We start from the raw sequence: 17925 nt of genomic DNA on the forward strand, positions 1-17925 counted from the left end.
TACCAGAAAGTGTATACCCCCAAAGTTGGATCATTGGGGTTTTAATGTTTAAAATTTAATAGTATATTGTAGGTGTAGCACTTTTGCCTTCATTGATTGTCATTTGAGTAACATGTAAAGGAAAAATATTGTTCTTCATATTAAAACAATTTTTTCCAGGATCGTAATCCTTGATAAAATTCATTTTCTTAAATGACATTAAAGTTTCATGAACTACTTGCCTTAGGAGTGCTAGATGTAACTCCTTGAAGGGAATCCCTGGCATGTTTGGCATTTTAGTTGCTTGTAAAGAATATATATCATTCTTTAGGTTATAGTATTTTTCATTTAGCTCAGGGTCAATGTGAGCTCCGCCGTCTTTATTTACAATGAATCTAACAAGTTCTTTTCTGGTGAATGAGGTATCTGAGGCAATTAAAATTCTTCCGTTCCACCAATGTTCAAAACTAATATAGTGACCAATTTCTAAATTTTTTTCATAGCATGATGGAAGGTAAACATATTTGCCAGCAACAAATGCATTAGTAACACTTCCTCCATATATAATTGGCTTTTCACCAAATTGACAAGTAGACAAAAATTGATCTTTATTAACTTCCGGAATAAGGTTTATTAATATATCACCATAGCTTTGTTGATAGAATAAAGTTCGTAATTGTGGAGTAGCCATTTTTATAGCTGTTCTCTCTCCACTATCGTATAGCTTTGCTGCATAATTTAAGAATTTAAGCTGTTCAATAAAAGCATCATAATATTCGCTTTGTGATCTTCTTATTTTTCTGTTAACCATTGAGGTGACTCCTTTGAATAAAAATATTATTATTGTTAATGATAAAAAAGATATTGATAATATTACTGAATTGGAATCTTTTTATTCAGAATTTCCAACTGATAGTAATATAGGCATTGATGAGCTAAAGGCACTGATGACTGGAAAAGCCTTAATAGATGTATCTGATGGTGAGTATATACATTGGTTACAGCTAGATAAACATGCTTTAAGATTTGCAAAGACTATACTAGAAAAGTAACTTGTAATTACAATACTTTCATCCCTTGTCACAGCAGGGGATGTTTTTTATTTAGTTGTTGTCATCGTGCATTACATCATAGAGTGATTCGCCATCGTAAGACATGTATAAAACTTTATCTGTGTTTTCAGGATTAACAATTGCAATAGGTGTCTTAATATGGCAATCATCATAAATTGTTTCTGATAAATCATCGATTGATTTGGTAAGCTTGTTCCAATCGTGTTCAGACTCATCACCGTCAAGAACAGCGATCATTTCATCTTCGAACTCTTCATCAGTAGGCTTAATAGCAATAACGTCATTTTCTTTATCGTAGTAAACATCTGCAGAGTCATCATATTCTTCTTGCATGATAGACACTGCTTTGTTAATTCTAGAACGTTTTGACGCTTGAACTACTGTAATATTGCCACTATTCGTATTGACAACAACTGTCGTGGTAGCGAGGGAAACCCCAGCAAGGCCCACTGCCAACATAATCTTCAAACCTTTATTCATAAATAAACTCCTCCGATTTCAGCTTTTAACGTCAATCAGTTTATTGGACGTACATATTTACTTATTCTCTTTTACAAGTTTTTCTAATCTACTTAGATGATCTTCAAGTTCTTTATTTTGCTGTTTCAGTTCGGCTAATTCTTTTTCCAGATCATTATCTGTTGAAGTATCAAAGAAATTAGTAAGACTACTTGTTAGCATTCCAATAAAACCAATTCCTAGGAACATTAATAAAACTGCTGCAGCTTTTCCTAATCCCGTAGTAGGGGAGACATCCCCATATCCAACAGTCGTGGCCGTAGTGATTGACCACCATAATGCAGTGCTGAATGATACTTTTTCAGAAATGCAATATAGTGAGGAAGCAATAAGGATAACGGTTAAACTGATATAGAGATAATAAATAAGTCCGTTAGTCTTTAAAAACTTATGTAGTCTTCCAGTTAATCCAACTAATCGAAAAATTCTTAAAAGTTTTAATAGGCGGAATGCTCGTCCAATTCTAGCCATTCGGAAGACATAGAAAAAGTTATTAACGGGGATGATAGAGAGTAAATCAAAGATATTTTCTTTGAAGAATCTTTTCTTATCTTTTGCATAAAATAGTCTTACAAAGTAATCAATCGCAAAAACAATTAAAATTGAATTATCAATAATACTATAAGGTGGTGAAACGATATTAATTTCATGGGCGTAATCTAAAACAATTAGGACAATTGAAATGATAGCAAGTAACGCCATGAAAATATCATAAATGTAGAACTTTATTTTTTTCGTTTTACTTACTCCTAATTGAAACTATAAGAATGATGACCAAGCGATTTACCAATAGTTTGATTATTATTAATTACTTTGACGTTTAGTCCCTTAATGGTATCATTTTCTTTTATTTTTTTATGATCAAGAAGGATAGTGGCAGCACTATTTTCTGCTTTCATAATGCTATCTTTCTTATCTTCACTACTAAGACTGCTGAAATCATTAGTTACATAAATATTTAATTTATTTTTGCCTGTATATTTAATTTTTGTGACATAGTTTGCCCAATCAAATTCATCATTTGCAGATCCGCTATCCGTAGAACTTCCATTTTCATCAAGAGTTCCATTTGCCCAGCCTTTACTTTGAGCTAAAGTATCAGAAATTTCTTTATTTATACTTTTGTACTTATCCTTTGCAGCATATACATAATTATTATTTGCTAGTGAAGTAGTAACCGTTCCTCCACAAATTCCTAGTAAGCTAAGTGCGATTATGTTTTTGAACTTCATAAATAAATCTCCCTAATATTCAGCTTTTAATGACATCAGTATTTGGTCATAAATTCATTATTTCACATAATATTCCCAAATTTTGTCCCTTACTACATCAGAAAGATAGCGAGGGACATGAAAAGCTTGCATAAAGTTTGCACTATTAGCACATTGAATATCCGTATCCTGGCAGTAGAATGGAACTAGAAGTTTGATAGCACCGACATTTGCCTTATACTCTACTGATTCTTTACCAGTAAAACTGGCATGGTAGAACACCACATCCCCAACATCTCCATGAATGACATGAGCTAGTTCATGAGCAAATTGGAATATAATTTCTTCAGGTCTATGCCAATCAAGATTCATTACTACACGCCGATATTTGTAACTACTACCAGGTGGAGTATAGGGAGAAAAGTGATCCCATACAACGTCAATTTTATATTCTCTAGCTTTTTCTAATAGATAATCGCAAACTTCTTCAGCTTGTTGATACAACATTACTTACCACCACGCAATAGCCGTTTCATATATTCCAGATCTTCTGGTGGAATTTGCCGACCTTCGTAGGTGAAGACAGTATCTTCGTCTGCAAGGTCGGCTGTTTTTGTTTCTTTCGTATCTCGCCCTAAGAGGTAGTCAGTTGAGACATTGAAGAAGTCAGCAATTTTAGTAAGATTAGCACCCGACGGAATTTTCTTTTTCCAAGAATAAAGAGTGTTTTTTCCAAGACCGACTTTTTCTTCAACATCATTTATAGATAGTCCTTGTTTATCGGCCAATTTTTTTAGTCTGTCAAATGGAGTCATAACAAATTCTTCCCTTCCTATTAAAATAAAGTTTAAAAATTTATTGACAATTAAAACAAAGACTAATATACTTACACTGTAAGTTGATTGGTGAGATATGATACTTACTGTAATATATAAGGTTTTAGCCGATGTTCTAATTTGAAGTAGCTTATCTAATAAGCTTATTTTTATACTCAAATGTTAAAACAAAGACTAAAAAAAGTCAATGTTATTAAAAGAAAGTGTGGTGAAAAGATGCCAGGACTAACTTATAAGGAAAAATTAGCAATCCAATTTATTCGTAACAAGAGCGCAGGGTTACAGCCTACAAGTCAACGAGCAATTGCTGAAAAATTCGGATTATCAGCAATGTACGTTAATACAGTAGTAAATGGAAACCAACATGGTCCAAAAGCAGATGAGTGGCGGAAGAAGTTCGCTGCTTACGCTGGTATGGAGGAGGGATGAAAGTGAATGGAAAAGAAAAAGCACTTTGGTACCTTACAGTCCAATTACGAACTGTTAATGCTGAACTAGAAAAGGCCAATCAACTGGTTAAAGAGATGATTGACCTTAAAGATAAATTAGAATCCTAGCTTTTTTGCGATTAATTTTTTGTGAGCAGTTGTTTGCATTTCTTTCCATGATTGGAAATCAGTTTTATTAGCAACCCACTCATCCCATTCATCATCAGGAATTTCTTCAAATGGTATGTCGGCAAACTTACTTGCATTGAGAAATTCGTCAAGCGAGGAGTAAGTGTTATACGTATGCTGAAGCATGAAGGGGCGGCTAAAAAGTTCATCATTTGTGAATTCATTTTTACCGTTAAGCCGTTCTGCATTTTTTTGCATTTTATCAATATGGTTGATTAAATCATCTAAGCCATCATTCATGTATGTCACCACCTTTCGTTGGGGATGAGTCAAGTATAGCAGAAAAGGAGTGGAACAATTATGAAAACAAGAGAAACTATGAGAACCAGAGAAGAAATTGGTTCACCCATGCTCATGGAGCGAGAAGCTGCTAAGTATTTACGAATCAACAATAGTACATTAGCTGATCTGCGTAAGTATGGCTTCATCAATTCTTTAGATTTAGGTGCAAGAAAGTATCCTAAGTGGGAATTAGATCGGTTCATTAGTAAGTGGACTGATAGTCAAGAATCAATTGAGGATGCTCTCGAACAAGCCAAGCGAGAGCATGAAGTTAAGGACGAAAAGATCGTCCATCTATAGGAGATGAATAATGTGTGGCCGTATTTAGTAATTCTCGGGTGTTTTGCCTTTGCTGCTATTTACAGCATTGGCATCCACCATGAACCAGTGTTTAAGCAGAAGTATCGCGGAAAGCATAACAGAAAGCGGGTGTTCAGATGAAAGATGGTACCAAGCGTCTTCGCGAATTAATGGAGGAATACGATTTTCCTCTTGAAGCGATTGATGATATTCTTTATCGCCTTGGCTGGCACTTCCTTAGTGGTGGGCAACCTACCGATGATTATGTATGGACGCAGGTTCGTTACTTTGAGAACTTAGTTAAGTTTGGCAAAGTAGCACGAAAGGAGAAAGTTAAATGATTACTTTAATTGCAGTAGCAAGCACAATTGCAATGATGATTAGTCTGTTTAATGCGAATGTTCCGTTTGCTTTATTTTCAGCTTTAATTCTCTTGTGGGCTTGTTTAGCTGATACGCCCCAAAAGTGGTGGTCAAACGAAAAAAGCACCGGCGCTGACGACACCGATGCTAAATAATCCAATAACTGGATAAGAAATCTACAAGGAGATTATAACATATGTCAGAAAAGGATACTGCAGCAGAAGTTGAAAAACTTGCGAATGATGTGATTGGTCAAGCTATTTTTGTTTGCAATTTATGTGATCAATTTAAGCATGCTGAGACGTACAGCCATCATCTGAAGTTAGCAGAAGATATTGCTTACCACCTTAAGCGGCTAAGCGAATCTCAAGACTTTGATGAATTAGTTAAGCAGATTTATAACTAGGGGGTTACACAATGGCACAGCGCAGAATGTTTAGTCAAAAGGTAACAGAGACAGATAAATTCCTAGACATGGGGATGACAGCTCAGTCACTTTATTTCCATTTGGGAATGAATGCCGATGATGATGGATTTGTGGGTAATCCTAAGTCAATTAAGCGAATGATTGGCGCTAGTGAGGACGATCTTAAAGCATTAGTTGAAAAAGATTACTTGATTGTCTTTGAGGATGGTGTGGTTGTTATTAAGGATTGGCGAGTTTCAAATTATGTCAAACCTGATCGATATACTCCAACAATCTACACAGATGATCGAAAATTAATTGGTCTTGATAAGAATAAACGGTACCAATTTGTACCCAACTTGGAACCAGAACGGAACCAAGTTGGAACCGAAATGGAACCAAAACGGATCCAGAGTGGAGACAAGATGGAACCAGAATGTATCCAAAATGGTTCCAAAAAGAATAGCAATTTTTTTGAAGAAAATCCTCAATCTCAACGGGGACAAGGAATTAACGCCATGGAACCAAATTGGAACCAGAATGGAACCGAAATGGATCCACAGGTTAGGTTAGGTAAGGATAGGTTAAGTAAGAGTAAAGATAATTTAAATACTACTACTAGTACTACTCTTAATTCATATTATAAAAAGCTCGTATCCCCAAAATCAAAAATCGAATTCAAAACATTCGTGAACGAACTTGGTAGGGATGTTGTAGCATTTGCAATTGATTCGATGTCTGATAGTGCTGATCGACCATCTTTCGCATATCTACGTAAAATCCTTAATCGCTATAAAAAACAGGGATTGGATAGCTTATCTGCAGTCCAACATGACGATGATGTATATCACGGTAAGTCGGTTGTTGTCGCTAGTATGAAGCCAAAGATCCCTGTTTACAAGTTAGGAGAATAGAACCATGGAATTAAAGAATTACTTACGACACGAATATGTTGCTAAACGGCGTCATGGAGATCAAAAGATGTTAGAAGATCAGCTATTCGACATCATGCAAGTTAATCTAGCTCATCAGTTACACGATAAAGGTCATTACAATCGACTTTATTTGCCAATTGATATGGAAGCTCTAGGATGTGATGACTTTGTGATGGAACCTGAACTTTATCATTTGTTTAATCTTGGCATTGACGGGCGAAAAATTGCTGAGAAGTTAATTCATTTGATGAGACGCAATGGCTGGAAACTTAATTATTACTGTGAAGATGGTCAAATGTTTATTGATGTGGAGGAGAAGAGTTATGAGTAAGAAGAAAGCAATTAATTTTGATATATCGGAAATAGCCGACGGTGGTGTGCAAGTTAAACTTAACCGGGCATTACAACAAGTAGCAGATAATATCCTTGATCCTAACACGGACCCAACTAAAAAGCGGAAGGTGCAACTTAATATCACGTTAGCCCCTAATGAAAAGCGTGATGCCTCAGATGTCACGGTTGAAGTTAAAACCACCCTTGCTCCGGAAGTAGGAGTACCAACCACGATGCTTTTAGGTCGTGATATTAGCGGCAAGGTTCACGTTAACGAGTTGAAGTCAGGTGCGCCGGGTCAAACTTACATCGATCCAGATGATGGTAAGGCTAAGACGGATACTGGCGAACCAGTTGAAGAAGTCGAAAAAGAAGAGAAACGTAAGGTCATTGATTTGCAAAAGCAGGAGAACTAACTGATGCAAGAGCCAAACATTAATAAAACAGTTTTTGAGGGAGAATACAAAGGTCGACGAGTAATTATTCGTGAAATGCGTCAATTTGCTGGAATACCTACTTCATTCTCACCACTTCAAGATTACTATTGTGGATACGTTGAATTATTGCCAAGTGACTACTATTACAACCATTTATCAGAAACAGAATCATGCTTGTCTGTATATGGGGGCATAACATGGACACCTGAATATGGTAAATTAGCTGATCTGCCAAACGGTTGTTTCATTGGCTTTGATACTGCTCATGCCGGACAGCCTCCCTTTAGTCAGCAGACCGTCCTGAATGACTGCATAAAATTAATTAAACAAATCATAAAACGAAACGAAGAGGAGAACTAACTCATGGAAACAAAGATTAATGGTGAATTAACCCAATTTGAACAACTTGTAAATGATGCTAACGGCAATCAGCTCATTACAGGCTTAAACGGCCGGCAGTATCTTCTTGATCATGATGGGGATGCAGCTTTACTTAATGATCCGATCATTGCTCATCCCCTCCAGTTGAACCAATTAACTAGCTTGATTGAGTGGTTGGAAAGTGAAGGATCGTCAATTAACGATGCACTAAAAATCCATGTGATTAGTCCGACTAAGGTTGAGGTAATTGGAAACTTAGCTAAGGGTGGTCAACGTCCTTGTTTTGCTGAGGTTCGGGCAGTGGTTGATAGTCTTGACTTAGAAAGTTACTTAGACCAGGAAAGCATGATCATCATGCTGCAGTCACATTTTGAAGAAAATGACGACCGGAATATTATTTTGAAAGTTGTCAGTAACCTTCGTGATGAAAGTATTCACCAACAAACCGATGATGGTGTAAGCCAAAGTGTTCAAATCAATTCTGGTGTTGCTAGTGTCGATGAAGTTAAGGTACCGAATCCAGTTAAACTGATTCCTTTCCGGACATTTCAGGAAGTTGACCAGCCAGCAAGTAAATTTATCTTCCGAATGCGTGAGGGGATGCAATCAGCATTATTCATGGCTGATAACAACCAATGGCAAGTGGAAGCAAAGAATAATATTAAACGGTACATTCAGCAACTAGAACAAGAAACGTTTGGCGAGATTAAGTATCCGGTGATTGCTTAATGCAGACACAAATAATTTTTCATAACGGGCTTAAATTATCAGTACGAGAAACTACCAGGGAGATCATTAATCAATCCCTTTATGGTGACGAGCTTATTGTTACTCGATTTAATCTTGGTCACTTAGAGCGTTTTAAGATTAATTATGATGATATGGCCAAACTAGTTGCTATTGATGAATGAGGAAGCAAGCCATGAAGATTAATCGACGAACTTTACATAAAATCCTTGTTGAGTATCAAAAATTAATGAAGAGCGATGAGAGAAGAAAAGTGTATTGGATTAATCATTTAATAATGAAAGACCAAGCAAGAAGATTTGAGCTACCCTTCTACAAAGGGACAAAGTATCGTGGCAAAAAACACTGGTTAGCTAATTCTTCACTTTATTGGGAATTGAGAAAAATTGAGGAAAAGAGCGGTAATAATGAAACTAACTGAGACGCAAAAGAATTGTTTGTACTGTCACGAGGCCACACAAGAAGAATTGGAAGATCTGGGCGGTGACAGAATACTTAAAATTCTCAAAGAAAAAGTTGGGTATAGTGATGAAGAGTTGGCTGACACTCTCCTAGCATGGCCTTTTTATGACGACTGGGAAGATGGATCACAGGTTTATTGTTTAACTGGTATGAAGGGCAGTCAAATGTGCTATTTGATGTCGTTTGATTTCGACGAGGAAACTTATTCGGGACATGTGATTTGTTATTGTCCTATATGTGGGCGTCCGTTAAATGAGGAGGAAGATTAATGAGCAAGCAACGTAAAAAACACCCAACAGTTGTATTGAGAGAACAACAGTATCGGTATTACCGTCGTAAAGCAATGACAACCCGTTTGCATCATCGTCCACGTGTGAGAGCTTTACAAAAAGTTAAAGGTCTTAATGGTAAGAAATGTAGATTGTTTTATAGAATGTATGTTCAGAAAATGGGGATGAAATAAATGACGGAACTATTAATTATCAGTGCTGTCTTAATTTTTACTGTTGGTTTTATCTTAGGGACTGTCCTATCGATAAAACAAGCAAACTTTGAGGAACGGCGAACTAATCAGGTGAGAAAATACAATGACAAGTAAACGAAAAGTACTTCAGCAATTATCAAAGGAGCGAAAGAATCTGTTAGGCAAAATAGACCGGTTAGCTCAATTTATTGTTAAAGATGGGCCTAAGCTTTCATCCCCATTGGAATTAACACTACTAAATGCTCAGCTAAGGTCAATGCAAACTTATTTGGAAAACTTGGATGCAAGAATTATTTATATGCGGGGTACGACTAATGATTAGATACAATGGCGATGTAGTTTATTCCGAATCAGGGAGTGGGATAAAAGCTACTAGCAGAATACTATTTAACGAGGCACAGGTAACAGCAATTAAATCAATTGCCAGGGATGAATTTAACAAACAAGCTGATTATGGGATTGTCTATGTTGTTAAAGATATGAAGTTGGATGACTATGGTAAGCTCGAATTAATTCATGTCTTTGAAGAACTACATGATGCGCAACGATACGCAGCCGATCATCCCAGAGCTGTAATCATACCGAGAGAGGTTCAAAAGCATGACCAAATCAAAAAGTAAAAGTAAAAACCGCCGGCGGCGAGAGAATAATAAGGTTAAACGTGAAGAAAAGAATGACAAATAAAGTTAAAGAAGCATTTGGTGGATTAATCAGTGTAGTTGTCCTTTTATTCTGTGCCTGTATTTGCGGAATAATACTAGGCGGCTTGATTTCAGCCAATATCTTTTTATGGCACTGGATAATTAGCATGCTGTAAATAAAAAAGCGCACCACTGTGGCACGCTCCTTCAAATTATCAAACATAAATATTATATCAAAACGGGGAGAGTGCTAAAAGTGGGGCTTTTGAAAGAATTAGATGTTGATGGAACTACTGATAATGTTCGCTATTTCTTTAAGGACGAATATGCACGCTTATGTCGCTTAGCAGGTGGAGGAATCAAGCTAACATCCCCACAAATTGACGGAATGCCAAGAGCAAGTGCCACTGGTAATTCAATGGAAAATCAAATGGTTAAAGTTGCTAATTACCATCTCTTGGTTGAGACAATCGCTCAAGCACTCAACGCATGCAGTCTTAGAAGTAGGCGAATATTAATTGCTAAGTTTATTGAAAATAAAAAAGATTGGGAAATAGCTAATCAGATTGGTTATGAGAAAACACGCTACTATCATTACTTGAAAATTGCTTGTAGTGAGTTTGCTGATACGCTGGAAAGATATACTAGTTTGCTCGGGGATGCTGACTTACTAGAAGACCTTCATGCATACAAGGACGAAAAAAGTGAACAACGAGTGAACAAACAGTGAACTATGACTGAACTTCAGGCCCGTTTTTAAGTGCGAAAATGATATTGTCGGAAGGTTAGCGATGTAGCCTTGTGACCCCCAATTGTGCCTGAGCAAGCCTTTAACTACTCAAATTTAGGATTCTGGCTTTAAGGAAAGAGATTTCTATGCTTAATACCACACGGGATCTCTTGTTAAAGCTTGAGTGTGGATCAGATGTTTGACTGACTGACGGGTTTGAGTACTGTCATCCACATTGAGACTATCATTTACAAGTTTTATGGTAACGACTAATTTGGCTTGTACGTCTTACAGATCTCCTTAGATCATTAAATTTACATGCTACTCTGATAGTCTCGTAGCAACCGTGCTGTAATCAGCAGAAGAGTATGTAATCTAACTCAGCGGCTAGAGGATTACCGTATGAATGGACAGCAGTACCGTTACAGGAGTAGGCGGAAAACTACGACCGGGTGCGGTGATTGCGTGGTCCTGATTATACTTAGGCTGCAAGGCTGTATGGGTGCAAATCCCTACTAAGTTTTTATATCATGATTATCAGAAGAAAGGAGGTAAATTTGGCAGCTCCTTCTTCACCCGTACATTGATAATTATGGTATATAGCAATGCTAACGAGTCACATTGCTAGCTAAGATCCACGGTGGGCACACATTACTCAGTCTTGTGTGGCAAAAGTACAGTTCGAATCTGTCTCTTAGCTATTGTCCGAAATGACGTTAAACTACGATCATTTTACTTTTACCTCAGGCTAGTCTTTAAGGCTGGCCTTTTGTATTATTGTTATTGAGGTGAAATAAAGTGATGATAAGTGATGCAATTAAAATATTAAAAGAAGTCCAAAGTCTAGCTACAGATATTAAAAGTAAACCTTTGAATGATGCTATCGTAAGGTTACAAGAATCGGTAATTGATCTAAGCAATAATTATTTAGAACTTTCGGAAAAGTACAATAACTTAAAAGAGCAAGTTTCTACTTCTCAGGATGTTTATCTAGACGATGATGGTTTTATTCGTGTGAAAGACGATAACCGTAGATTTTGTCCACATTGTTGGAATAAGGATAGAAGACTATCGTTAATGCCTAAGCACGGAATAAATTTAGGGATTTCTCAGGAAGTTTCAAAGCCATATGCTTTTGAATGTGCGGGATGCAAATGGATTGTTTACTCTGCTAATGAGGATATACATTATTAAGGAGAATTAATATTATGGAAGTAGTAATTAGCTTTAATGATAATTTAAGCGGGACACCAAATATAAAAATTAATGGTAAAAGCATATCAATGTTGCATGATATCCATTTTGACTGGAATACAAAGACATCTAATAAGGATACCGCTGCTCGCTTTTCCATTTCTTACTGGGAAAAACGGAACGACCGCACTCCTGTACTACGAACCAATGAAGTCTATACTTCCGAAATGCTAGGAAAAAATTTAGCTTAAACAAAAAAGCCGACAGGTCAACGCTTGCCGGCTAAATTTATACTCAAAAAGATTTGATTTTCTATTGTTGTTTATATGTTAATAAGGTATAATATAAATGTAGTCAGGAAAGGAATTAGCTACTCCTGAAGCGACTACAGCGATCCGGCGACAGCCTTTCTATCCGGATGGAGGCGAGTTCAATGGATGAAAGAGTATATCTGGAAATATGAGGATGCCATTATCGTTAATGCTCTCGTAGCAATATCAGTTGCAAGTATCAACTTTGCAATTGCATATGCGATAATAAAAAAAGCTAATCGCAAATAGCGGTTAGCCAGCAAACTCGTTTTTCCGGATCGCAAAGGGACGAGAGGTAGCAGCTCTTGTCCTTTTGCATATACAGTATACCATATTAATGTTAGAAGGTCGATATTATGGTTAGTGAAGCGCAACAAAGAGCAAAGAAGAAATGGGACGATAAGAATAAGAATAAGAATCGGATATATCGTTACCGTTCATACGCTCGTAAGTTTATCCGTGATTTGGCTACTGACGATGACTTGAAAGAATTAGACGAACTAATACATAAAAGATTAAATGATTAAGGCGATAGCAAATGGCTACCGTCTTTTATTTTGCCCTTATACATATTAGAAAGGGGATGCTACCAATGCCAAGGTATAGAAGATGTAGACAACCTAACTGTCATGCAATGGTTCAGTTCCCTAATCATTATTGCCCTAAGCACTTTGAACATGAAGCAGAGTACCTTGCCAATAGACAGCGATGGGCACGTAAACATAGTGAACAGTATCAGCATAAAGTTAAACAGTATAACCATCATTACAATACTGTTACTCGTAATCGTAATGATAATAGAAGTGAACAGTACAGGTTCTATCGAAGTAAGCAGTGGGTTGACTTAAGACAATCAGTATTAAACCATGACCATTACCTATGCCAGTATTGCAAGGCTATCGGTAAGCTTACACCAAATAGTAAAACAGTTGATCATATCATTCCTATTGCGTTTGATCATAAGCTGATGGCTAGTAGTAGCAACTTAGCTACCATCTGTAATAAATGCCACCGCTTAAAAACAAAATGGGAGCAAAAATATTATGGAACTGGTCAAGGAATGGAAATGAAAAATGTTCCAGAAATATCAGAAATTTCTAAAATCGTTCTATTGATGCACCAAAAATAAAACATCCCCCCGGGTACGGTCAGGTGAGGAGAGCAGCACACAGAACAATTTCCTTGTGATGCACAGTAATTTTCAAATTTTTGCTTAGGGGGGTCAAAAGCAATTCATTAGGATACAAAATCGTAGCAAAAGAGGTGAAAGATGATGGTAAAACACGCATTCTATCAGCAAAATAACGGTCATTTATCATATAGTCCACCTAAATATTTAACACCAATTGCAAAGACATGTTGGCGAAAAGTAGTGCCCTTTTTAGAGGCAACTAATAGAGTTCAACGAATTGACTCGATGCTTGTTGAACAATATTGCGTTCAATACCAAGAATATCGAAATGCTTATGATACCTTACAAAAAGAAGGAGCGCAGCAAAAAATATATCGTTCTTTGCAGGATGTTCAAACAGGAAAAGTAATTGGTAAGGATTTTGTTGGTTGGAAAAAGAATCCTGCAGTTGGCAGGTTAAAAGATGCTACTCAAATGCTTAATACAATTGGCATTCAGTTAGGCTTATCACCAAAATCAAGAGCAGAATTATTCAAAACTGTTCAAAGTAAAAAAGAAGAAGGATCAACTACTAAAAGTATTCAAGAATTTTTCAGTAATAATAAAAAGCAGTAGTCGCTGGATTACTGCTTTTTTGCTACAAATTATCTTGAATGATTTCTTCAACCTTACTTCCGACAGCTTGTCCAGTCGAATAATGAATGTCGTTTAATTTGGCATCTGGAAGCTTTACACAATCAATATAGTGTTCTTTTTGATCAGTCGTCATTATTTGAACTTGTATTCCAGTAATAACCTTCCGCTGTTGTTTGCCGGCAGCGGCTCCAACCATTGCACCGAAAAAACCACCAACCATTGCGCCCAGCGTAGCATATCCTAATGAGTGATTGGATGTTTGTACACCATCGCTTTCATCAACATAGCAATACATAATATCCTCGTATTTTATGACCTCATATTGGTTATGTTTTAGCAGTGTAGAGTGGTCGATTAAAAGGAGCTTATCTTTATCATCGAAATAGGCATTTCCTAAGTGTTCTGCATTTTTCTTGATTGCTTTAATATCGTAGGTCATTGTAATTCTTCTTTCCGTTTTGCTAATAATTTAGTAAATTCTTCGATATCATCTAAAGTTGCTTGATTACGAATAAATGAGCGCGATCTAGAACGATCACTTAAATACTTTGCGCGTTGTTTGTGGTTATCTACCCATTTTTTATTGTATTGAGTTTGTTTAGTTGGCATTAATAACACCTCATTTGTTTCTATATTTATTATACTCTGCATAGTAGTGAAAAGGAAGTGAGAAAGTGAAAATTGACTTAACCCAAACTCATGATGTCCTTGGTGCATACCAGGCTACTGATTTTAGCAATGTAAAAAAGGAATATCAGGATGCTGGTACTAAATATTGTTTTGATGTTTTGGATGGCAAGTATATTACCGGATATCAAATTAAATTAGCATGTTTTAGACACTTACGCGATCTGCAACGTCAAAATACCAAAGATTTCCCCTATCATTACGATATAAGTGAAGTTCAAAATATTTTGAAATTTGCTTCAGTTTGTCCGGAAATTAAAACGCGAAAACCAGTTAAATTAATGGGATGGCAGCAATTTGTTTTAGCAATGCTTGTTGGATGGCGTGATAGTAAAGGAGATAAGCGATTCACTCGAGCAATCTTATCTGTTGCACGGCATAACGGTAAAACATACCTAATGTCAATCGTAACCATCTATAGCTTTTTGATTGAGGCAATTAATGAAGCTGGTCAAGATTTCTTAGTTAGTTCTATTAACTATAAGCAAACTAGTAAGCTGATGGGGTATATCAAGCAGATGCTCCTATACCTTATGGAAGTTCCGCCATTTGGTCAATTAGTTCTAGAATTAGGAATTAATCCTAAGACACTTTCATCACAGTCAGACCAGATTGTGATGAGTAAAACCGGAAGTCGCTTATTGGCAGTAACTTACAAGTCGGGTCAATATGATTCTTTCCACTTCAAAACTGCAATCGGCGACGAATTTGCGGATCCGGAAGTGGGAGATAATAGTAAGATTTCAAAGATTACTTCTGGGCAGCTTGATGTTACTAATAAACAGTTTATTCAAATTTCGACTGCCTATGATAATCCATCAGTACCATTTCATAATGATGAAAAACGAGTTCAAAATCTGATGGAAGCCGATTATTTGCGCCAGGGGGATGCTTACCTTGTCTTAAACTGGTGTCAGGACGATGAAAATGAAGTATTTAAGCCAGAAACCTGGTCTAAATCTAACCCATTGATGGACATGTCAGGAAAGCGTGATCGATTTGTTTTAGACCTACAAACCGAAAGAGACAACAATATGCTAACTGGTAATATGTTAGGCTTCCAAAATAAATCAATGAATATTTGGATGCAACAGTCAGCAGATAGCTTCTTAAAACTTGATGATATTGAAAGAGCAATTATTCCGCGTTTCGATATTCGAGGACGTGAAGTATATATCGGGTTTGACTATTCGATGTTTAGTGATAATACAGCTATTGCATTTGTTTATCCCTATCAAGATGAAAAAGGCAAGCAAAAATGGCACGTTGAACAACATAGTTTTATCCCTTGGAATAAAGCAGGATCAATCGAGGCTAAAGAAAAACAAGATGGGATTAATTATCGTCAATTAGCAGATGATGGGTACTGTACAATTACAAGTCACCCACAAGGCTTAATCAATGACGAACAAGTTTACAATTGGCTATTAAATTATGTTGATGAAAACCATCTTAAGGTTATCTTCTTTGGCTATGACGCCTGGGGAGCAACCACTGCAATTAAACAAATGGATATTAATACGGATTATCCATTAGAATCTATTCGTCAACGAACATCTGAGTTAAAGGATCCAACTAAGTTTCTCCAAAAAATATTTGTTGAAGGAAATGTTACTCGTCTTGACGATAAAATCTTGGAAAAGGCACTGATTAATGCTGAAATTGTTGGAGATAAGATTGGTATTCAAATCGATAAAGCCAAGGCAACGTTAAAGATTGATGTAGTTGATGCAATCATTGATGCTCTTTACCAGGGGATGTATCATTTTGAAGACTTTGGGATTGCAAATGACAAATCTGGACAAGTTGATCGAATGACGGCAGAACAAGTTAAAGCATGGTTTGAAAATAAGGATAGTGGTTTACTTGATGATTAGTAATTTTATGAAGTTAATCTGGAAGTATTTTGATGTAATTTGTTTCTTAGCGGCGATCATCTTTGCTGTATGGGGATGCTTTTTATTAAATTTTATTGCTGGAATTTTTAGCGTGGCTATTAGCTTAGTAATTATCGGTTATCTTTCAGAGAAAATAGCTAGCCTTTGATGGAAAGGGGGTGAATGCTATTGCCGTTATTTAATCAAAAAGTAAGCCCTGGCTTATCGATTTCTGATAATACCGATATACTGCATTTCTTAAATCCAGACAATTCAGATAAATATGTCGATGCTAGTACGGCACTAAAAAATTCTGATATATATTCAATTGTATTTCAATTAAGTGCTGATTTGGCAAATGGTATTTTACGAGCAGATATGCCAAGAGCCCAGGGGATTATCAGTAATCCAACTCAAACGAGTAATGCTCATGGCTTTTGGCAATCAATGTATGCCCAATTGCTTTTAGGTGGCGAGTGTTTTGCTTACCGGTGGAGAAATAACAATGGAACGGATATGACCTGGGAGTACTTACGTCCATCACAAGTTACTCCATTTTTATTGGAGAATGGATCAGGATTAATTTACAATATTAATTTTGACGAACCGGAAGTAGGCGTAAAGCAGGCCGTTCCGCAAAGTGATTTAATCCATATTCGGCTCCTTTCTCAAAATGGTGGAAAGACTGGGATAAGTCCACTTTCAGCGCTGGCTAATGAGCTTCAGATTAAAGACCAGTCCAATAAATTAACTTTAAGTGCTCTGGGACGATCAGTGGTTGCTCCAGGAATCTTAACTATTAAACATGGTGGCTTGCTAAGCGATGAAGAGAAGGCTTCACGGTCACGCAAGTTCCTCAAACAGACATCTAGCTCGCAAAATGGACCAATTGTTATTGATGATCTTGAAGAATATACACCACTGGAGGTTAAGAGTAATGTGGCTCAATTACTGAATCAAGTTACCTGGACAAGTGCTCAAATTGCAAAAGTATATGGTGTATCGGACAGCATTATTAATGGTCAAGGGGACCAACAATCCTCTATTCAAATGATGGGTAATGCCTATGTAAAATCATTAGCACGGTTTGCTAAACCAATTGTTGCGGAGCTGAATAATAAACTGAGCGCGAACATCACTCTTGATTTACGTTCTGCAATTGATCCACTGGGTGATAATTACGCCTCTACAATTGCTAATCTACAAAAGAATGGAACGTTAGGAGCAAATCAGGCAGCTTGGTTATTACAACAAGCTGGGTATCTGCCTGAGGATTTACCAGAAAAAGAAAAGCCAACTACTCAAGTCCAACCGGTGCAAGTAGTTAGTTCGGACAATTAATTGAAGGGAGGT

General features: G+C 36.7%; 38 protein-coding genes. 29 read left to right on the forward strand and 9 right to left on the reverse strand.

The annotated features are described in order from the left end of the window. Positions 1-55: 55 nt before the first annotated feature. Entirely contained in the window at positions 56-790 is a 735-nt protein-coding gene (locus DTK66_RS05175) for a response regulator (RefSeq protein ID WP_003668163.1), read from the reverse strand. 4 nt (positions 791-794) lie between these two features. On the opposite strand from DTK66_RS05175, the gene DTK66_RS05180 reads away from it, so the two are divergent. Next, complete coding sequence (locus tag DTK66_RS05180) at positions 795-1031, forward strand: hypothetical protein (RefSeq protein WP_035152832.1); 237 nt, start codon at positions 795-797, stop codon at positions 1029-1031. Between the two features lie 51 nt (positions 1032-1082). Here DTK66_RS05180 and DTK66_RS05185 read toward each other — a convergent pair whose 3' ends face one another. The 5 genes from DTK66_RS05185 to DTK66_RS05205 all read right to left on the reverse strand — a co-directional run bounded on the left by DTK66_RS05185 (position 1083) and on the right by DTK66_RS05205 (position 3597). Continuing rightward, the gene (locus DTK66_RS05185) at positions 1083-1511 is read right to left on the reverse strand and encodes a hypothetical protein (protein ID WP_225209003.1); all 429 of its coding nucleotides are present in this window, start codon (positions 1509-1511) and stop codon (positions 1083-1085) included. 78 nt (positions 1512-1589) lie between these two features. Next, positions 1590-2300 (reverse strand): ion transporter, encoded by a 711-nt coding sequence (locus DTK66_RS05190; RefSeq protein WP_368356243.1) that lies wholly within the window; start codon positions 2298-2300, stop codon positions 1590-1592. 20 nt (positions 2301-2320) lie between these two features. Beyond that, the gene (locus DTK66_RS05195; protein ID WP_191668073.1) at positions 2321-2803 is read right to left on the reverse strand and encodes a hypothetical protein; all 483 of its coding nucleotides are present in this window, start codon (positions 2801-2803) and stop codon (positions 2321-2323) included. Between the two features lie 57 nt (positions 2804-2860). Further along, positions 2861-3289, reverse strand: a complete 429-nt coding sequence (locus DTK66_RS05200) for an ImmA/IrrE family metallo-endopeptidase (protein WP_191667977.1) — start codon at positions 3287-3289, stop codon at positions 2861-2863. After that, entirely contained in the window at positions 3289-3597 is a 309-nt protein-coding gene (locus tag DTK66_RS05205; protein ID WP_191667978.1) for a helix-turn-helix domain-containing protein, read from the reverse strand. Before DTK66_RS05205 ends, DTK66_RS05200 begins: the two co-directional genes overlap by 1 nt. A 180-nt stretch (positions 3598-3777) precedes the next feature. On the opposite strand from DTK66_RS05205, the gene DTK66_RS05210 reads away from it, so the two are divergent. Both DTK66_RS05210 and DTK66_RS11080 read left to right on the forward strand, forming a co-directional pair. Further along, positions 3778-4047: a hypothetical protein gene (locus tag DTK66_RS05210; protein ID WP_191667979.1), complete on the forward strand. Its 270-nt coding sequence runs from the start codon at positions 3778-3780 to the stop codon at positions 4045-4047. A gap of 2 nt (positions 4048-4049) precedes the next feature. Continuing rightward, positions 4050-4175 carry a hypothetical protein gene (locus DTK66_RS11080; RefSeq protein ID WP_255505070.1) on the forward strand — a complete coding sequence of 42 codons (126 nt, stop codon included), beginning with the start codon at positions 4050-4052 and terminating at the stop codon, positions 4173-4175. Here DTK66_RS11080 and DTK66_RS05215 read toward each other — a convergent pair. After that, positions 4164-4475: a hypothetical protein gene (locus DTK66_RS05215; protein ID WP_191667980.1), complete on the reverse strand. Its 312-nt coding sequence runs from the start codon at positions 4473-4475 to the stop codon at positions 4164-4166. The genes DTK66_RS11080 and DTK66_RS05215 overlap by 12 nt on opposite strands. Before the next feature lie 60 nt (positions 4476-4535). On the opposite strand from DTK66_RS05215, the gene DTK66_RS05220 reads away from it, so the two are divergent. The 23 genes from DTK66_RS05220 to DTK66_RS05320 all read left to right on the forward strand — a co-directional run bounded on the left by DTK66_RS05220 (position 4536) and on the right by DTK66_RS05320 (position 13987). Then, positions 4536-4817, forward strand: coding sequence for a hypothetical protein (locus tag DTK66_RS05220; protein ID WP_153930684.1), 282 nt, complete (start codon positions 4536-4538; stop codon positions 4815-4817). Positions 4818-4954: 137 nt separating this feature from the next. Beyond that, entirely contained in the window at positions 4955-5158 is a 204-nt protein-coding gene (locus DTK66_RS05225) for a DUF6877 family protein (RefSeq protein WP_065532944.1), read from the forward strand. Beyond that, positions 5155-5334 (forward strand): hypothetical protein, encoded by a 180-nt coding sequence (locus tag DTK66_RS05230; protein ID WP_153703901.1) that lies wholly within the window; start codon positions 5155-5157, stop codon positions 5332-5334. Before DTK66_RS05225 ends, DTK66_RS05230 begins: the two co-directional genes overlap by 4 nt. Before the next feature lie 41 nt (positions 5335-5375). Beyond that, positions 5376-5585: a hypothetical protein gene (locus tag DTK66_RS05235; RefSeq protein WP_191667981.1), complete on the forward strand. Its 210-nt coding sequence runs from the start codon at positions 5376-5378 to the stop codon at positions 5583-5585. Positions 5586-5596: 11 nt separating this feature from the next. Further along, on the forward strand, positions 5597-6499 hold the full coding sequence (locus DTK66_RS05240) for a DnaD domain protein (protein WP_191667982.1): 903 nt from the start codon (positions 5597-5599) through the stop codon (positions 6497-6499). Positions 6500-6503: 4 nt separating this feature from the next. Further along, positions 6504-6851, forward strand: a complete 348-nt coding sequence (locus DTK66_RS05245; protein ID WP_191667983.1) for a hypothetical protein — start codon at positions 6504-6506, stop codon at positions 6849-6851. Further along, positions 6844-7269 (forward strand): replication terminator protein, encoded by a 426-nt coding sequence (locus DTK66_RS05250; protein ID WP_191667984.1) that lies wholly within the window; start codon positions 6844-6846, stop codon positions 7267-7269. The genes DTK66_RS05245 and DTK66_RS05250 overlap by 8 nt, the downstream gene beginning before the upstream one ends. A gap of 3 nt (positions 7270-7272) precedes the next feature. Next, complete coding sequence (locus tag DTK66_RS05255) at positions 7273-7650, forward strand: hypothetical protein (RefSeq protein WP_191667985.1); 378 nt, start codon at positions 7273-7275, stop codon at positions 7648-7650. Positions 7651-7653: 3 nt separating this feature from the next. Next, entirely contained in the window at positions 7654-8400 is a 747-nt protein-coding gene (locus DTK66_RS05260; RefSeq protein WP_191667986.1) for a hypothetical protein, read from the forward strand. Further along, entirely contained in the window at positions 8400-8582 is a 183-nt protein-coding gene (locus DTK66_RS05265; RefSeq protein WP_191667987.1) for a hypothetical protein, read from the forward strand. The genes DTK66_RS05260 and DTK66_RS05265 overlap by 1 nt, the downstream gene beginning before the upstream one ends. A gap of 11 nt (positions 8583-8593) precedes the next feature. Beyond that, positions 8594-8839 carry a hypothetical protein gene (locus DTK66_RS05270; protein ID WP_191667988.1) on the forward strand — a complete coding sequence of 82 codons (246 nt, stop codon included), beginning with the start codon at positions 8594-8596 and terminating at the stop codon, positions 8837-8839. Continuing rightward, the gene (locus DTK66_RS05275; RefSeq protein ID WP_191667989.1) at positions 8826-9149 is read left to right on the forward strand and encodes a hypothetical protein; all 324 of its coding nucleotides are present in this window, start codon (positions 8826-8828) and stop codon (positions 9147-9149) included. Before DTK66_RS05270 ends, DTK66_RS05275 begins: the two co-directional genes overlap by 14 nt. Then, complete coding sequence (locus DTK66_RS05280; RefSeq protein WP_191667990.1) at positions 9149-9343, forward strand: hypothetical protein; 195 nt, start codon at positions 9149-9151, stop codon at positions 9341-9343. The genes DTK66_RS05275 and DTK66_RS05280 overlap by 1 nt, the downstream gene beginning before the upstream one ends. Next, entirely contained in the window at positions 9344-9478 is a 135-nt protein-coding gene (locus tag DTK66_RS11085; RefSeq protein WP_255505071.1) for a hypothetical protein, read from the forward strand. It abuts the gene before it with no gap. Then, positions 9468-9686, forward strand: a complete 219-nt coding sequence (locus DTK66_RS05285) for a crAss001_48 related protein (RefSeq protein ID WP_191667991.1) — start codon at positions 9468-9470, stop codon at positions 9684-9686. Before DTK66_RS11085 ends, DTK66_RS05285 begins: the two co-directional genes overlap by 11 nt. Further along, positions 9679-9984: a hypothetical protein gene (locus DTK66_RS05290; RefSeq protein WP_063164146.1), complete on the forward strand. Its 306-nt coding sequence runs from the start codon at positions 9679-9681 to the stop codon at positions 9982-9984. The genes DTK66_RS05285 and DTK66_RS05290 overlap by 8 nt, the downstream gene beginning before the upstream one ends. Before the next feature lie 277 nt (positions 9985-10261). Then, entirely contained in the window at positions 10262-10735 is a 474-nt protein-coding gene (locus tag DTK66_RS05295; RefSeq protein WP_191667992.1) for an ArpU family phage packaging/lysis transcriptional regulator, read from the forward strand. 801 nt (positions 10736-11536) lie between these two features. After that, entirely contained in the window at positions 11537-11929 is a 393-nt protein-coding gene (locus DTK66_RS05300) for a hypothetical protein (protein WP_191667993.1), read from the forward strand. A gap of 14 nt (positions 11930-11943) precedes the next feature. Continuing rightward, complete coding sequence (locus DTK66_RS05305; protein WP_191667994.1) at positions 11944-12180, forward strand: hypothetical protein; 237 nt, start codon at positions 11944-11946, stop codon at positions 12178-12180. Between the two features lie 186 nt (positions 12181-12366). Then, on the forward strand, positions 12367-12489 hold the full coding sequence (locus DTK66_RS11090; RefSeq protein WP_255316930.1) for a hypothetical protein: 123 nt from the start codon (positions 12367-12369) through the stop codon (positions 12487-12489). A gap of 107 nt (positions 12490-12596) precedes the next feature. After that, the gene (locus tag DTK66_RS05310) at positions 12597-12767 is read left to right on the forward strand and encodes a hypothetical protein (protein ID WP_191667995.1); all 171 of its coding nucleotides are present in this window, start codon (positions 12597-12599) and stop codon (positions 12765-12767) included. 65 nt (positions 12768-12832) lie between these two features. Beyond that, complete coding sequence (locus DTK66_RS05315; protein ID WP_191667996.1) at positions 12833-13369, forward strand: HNH endonuclease; 537 nt, start codon at positions 12833-12835, stop codon at positions 13367-13369. Positions 13370-13513: 144 nt separating this feature from the next. Further along, on the forward strand, positions 13514-13987 hold the full coding sequence (locus tag DTK66_RS05320) for a phage terminase small subunit P27 family (RefSeq protein WP_066035350.1): 474 nt from the start codon (positions 13514-13516) through the stop codon (positions 13985-13987). A 22-nt stretch (positions 13988-14009) separates the two neighbouring features. On the opposite strand, the gene DTK66_RS05325 is transcribed toward DTK66_RS05320, so the two are convergent. After that, positions 14010-14447 carry a hypothetical protein gene (locus DTK66_RS05325; RefSeq protein ID WP_191667997.1) on the reverse strand — a complete coding sequence of 146 codons (438 nt, stop codon included), beginning with the start codon at positions 14445-14447 and terminating at the stop codon, positions 14010-14012. After that, complete coding sequence (locus DTK66_RS05330; RefSeq protein ID WP_223660012.1) at positions 14444-14617, reverse strand: hypothetical protein; 174 nt, start codon at positions 14615-14617, stop codon at positions 14444-14446. Before DTK66_RS05330 ends, DTK66_RS05325 begins: the two co-directional genes overlap by 4 nt. A 65-nt stretch (positions 14618-14682) precedes the next feature. On the opposite strand from DTK66_RS05330, the gene DTK66_RS05335 reads away from it, so the two are divergent. The 3 genes from DTK66_RS05335 to DTK66_RS05345 are packed head-to-tail and all read left to right on the forward strand — an operon-like array spanning position 14683 to position 17913. Continuing rightward, on the forward strand, positions 14683-16572 hold the full coding sequence (locus DTK66_RS05335) for a terminase large subunit (protein WP_191667998.1): 1890 nt from the start codon (positions 14683-14685) through the stop codon (positions 16570-16572). A 7-nt stretch (positions 16573-16579) separates the two neighbouring features. Next, positions 16580-16741 (forward strand): DUF1056 family protein, encoded by a 162-nt coding sequence (locus DTK66_RS05340; protein WP_225209004.1) that lies wholly within the window; start codon positions 16580-16582, stop codon positions 16739-16741. 20 nt (positions 16742-16761) lie between these two features. Continuing rightward, positions 16762-17913, forward strand: coding sequence for a phage portal protein (locus tag DTK66_RS05345; RefSeq protein ID WP_438268342.1), 1152 nt, complete (start codon positions 16762-16764; stop codon positions 17911-17913). Positions 17914-17925: the final 12 nt, after the last annotated feature.

The sequence above is a fragment of the Limosilactobacillus walteri genome, assembly GCF_014830205.1.
Taxonomy (GTDB): Bacteria; Bacillota; Bacilli; order Lactobacillales; family Lactobacillaceae; genus Limosilactobacillus; species Limosilactobacillus walteri.

Bases quoted from the DNA above. Each gene is read 5' to 3' on its own strand.
- DTK66_RS05270 (WP_191667988.1), top strand. From the start codon at position 8,594: ATGAAGATTAATCGACGAACTTTACATAAAATCCTTGTTGAGTATCAA.
- DTK66_RS05325 (WP_191667997.1), bottom strand. From the start codon at position 14,447: ATGACCTACGATATTAAAGCAATCAAGAAAAATGCAGAACACTTAGGA.
- DTK66_RS05250 (WP_191667984.1), top strand. From the start codon at position 6,844: ATGAGTAAGAAGAAAGCAATTAATTTTGATATATCGGAAATAGCCGAC.
- DTK66_RS05285 (WP_191667991.1), top strand. From the start codon at position 9,468: ATGACAAGTAAACGAAAAGTACTTCAGCAATTATCAAAGGAGCGAAAG.
- DTK66_RS05290 (WP_063164146.1), top strand. From the start codon at position 9,679: ATGATTAGATACAATGGCGATGTAGTTTATTCCGAATCAGGGAGTGGG.
- DTK66_RS05225 (WP_065532944.1), top strand. From the start codon at position 4,955: ATGAAAGATGGTACCAAGCGTCTTCGCGAATTAATGGAGGAATACGAT.
- DTK66_RS05300 (WP_191667993.1), top strand. From the start codon at position 11,537: ATGATAAGTGATGCAATTAAAATATTAAAAGAAGTCCAAAGTCTAGCT.
- DTK66_RS05310 (WP_191667995.1), top strand. From the start codon at position 12,597: ATGGTTAGTGAAGCGCAACAAAGAGCAAAGAAGAAATGGGACGATAAG.
- DTK66_RS05200 (WP_191667977.1), bottom strand. From the start codon at position 3,289: ATGTTGTATCAACAAGCTGAAGAAGTTTGCGATTATCTATTAGAAAAA.
- DTK66_RS05255 (WP_191667985.1), top strand. From the start codon at position 7,273: ATGCAAGAGCCAAACATTAATAAAACAGTTTTTGAGGGAGAATACAAA.
- DTK66_RS05205 (WP_191667978.1), bottom strand. From the start codon at position 3,597: ATGACTCCATTTGACAGACTAAAAAAATTGGCCGATAAACAAGGACTA.
- DTK66_RS05275 (WP_191667989.1), top strand. From the start codon at position 8,826: ATGAAACTAACTGAGACGCAAAAGAATTGTTTGTACTGTCACGAGGCC.
- DTK66_RS05305 (WP_191667994.1), top strand. From the start codon at position 11,944: ATGGAAGTAGTAATTAGCTTTAATGATAATTTAAGCGGGACACCAAAT.
- DTK66_RS05240 (WP_191667982.1), top strand. From the start codon at position 5,597: ATGGCACAGCGCAGAATGTTTAGTCAAAAGGTAACAGAGACAGATAAA.
- DTK66_RS05315 (WP_191667996.1), top strand. From the start codon at position 12,833: ATGCCAAGGTATAGAAGATGTAGACAACCTAACTGTCATGCAATGGTT.
- DTK66_RS05235 (WP_191667981.1), top strand. From the start codon at position 5,376: ATGTCAGAAAAGGATACTGCAGCAGAAGTTGAAAAACTTGCGAATGAT.
- DTK66_RS05340 (WP_225209004.1), top strand. From the start codon at position 16,580: ATGAAGTTAATCTGGAAGTATTTTGATGTAATTTGTTTCTTAGCGGCG.
- DTK66_RS05230 (WP_153703901.1), top strand. From the start codon at position 5,155: ATGATTACTTTAATTGCAGTAGCAAGCACAATTGCAATGATGATTAGT.
- DTK66_RS05185 (WP_225209003.1), bottom strand. From the start codon at position 1,511: ATGTTGGCAGTGGGCCTTGCTGGGGTTTCCCTCGCTACCACGACAGTT.
- DTK66_RS05215 (WP_191667980.1), bottom strand. From the start codon at position 4,475: ATGAATGATGGCTTAGATGATTTAATCAACCATATTGATAAAATGCAA.
- DTK66_RS05175 (WP_003668163.1), bottom strand. From the start codon at position 790: ATGGTTAACAGAAAAATAAGAAGATCACAAAGCGAATATTATGATGCT.
- DTK66_RS05210 (WP_191667979.1), top strand. From the start codon at position 3,778: ATGTTAAAACAAAGACTAAAAAAAGTCAATGTTATTAAAAGAAAGTGT.
- DTK66_RS05320 (WP_066035350.1), top strand. From the start codon at position 13,514: ATGGTAAAACACGCATTCTATCAGCAAAATAACGGTCATTTATCATAT.
- DTK66_RS05260 (WP_191667986.1), top strand. From the start codon at position 7,654: ATGGAAACAAAGATTAATGGTGAATTAACCCAATTTGAACAACTTGTA.
- DTK66_RS05265 (WP_191667987.1), top strand. From the start codon at position 8,400: ATGCAGACACAAATAATTTTTCATAACGGGCTTAAATTATCAGTACGA.
- DTK66_RS05280 (WP_191667990.1), top strand. From the start codon at position 9,149: ATGAGCAAGCAACGTAAAAAACACCCAACAGTTGTATTGAGAGAACAA.
- DTK66_RS11090 (WP_255316930.1), top strand. From the start codon at position 12,367: ATGAAAGAGTATATCTGGAAATATGAGGATGCCATTATCGTTAATGCT.
- DTK66_RS05220 (WP_153930684.1), top strand. From the start codon at position 4,536: ATGAAAACAAGAGAAACTATGAGAACCAGAGAAGAAATTGGTTCACCC.
- DTK66_RS05245 (WP_191667983.1), top strand. From the start codon at position 6,504: ATGGAATTAAAGAATTACTTACGACACGAATATGTTGCTAAACGGCGT.
- DTK66_RS05195 (WP_191668073.1), bottom strand. From the start codon at position 2,803: ATGAAGTTCAAAAACATAATCGCACTTAGCTTACTAGGAATTTGTGGA.
- DTK66_RS11085 (WP_255505071.1), top strand. From the start codon at position 9,344: ATGACGGAACTATTAATTATCAGTGCTGTCTTAATTTTTACTGTTGGT.
- DTK66_RS05330 (WP_223660012.1), bottom strand. From the start codon at position 14,617: ATGCCAACTAAACAAACTCAATACAATAAAAAATGGGTAGATAACCAC.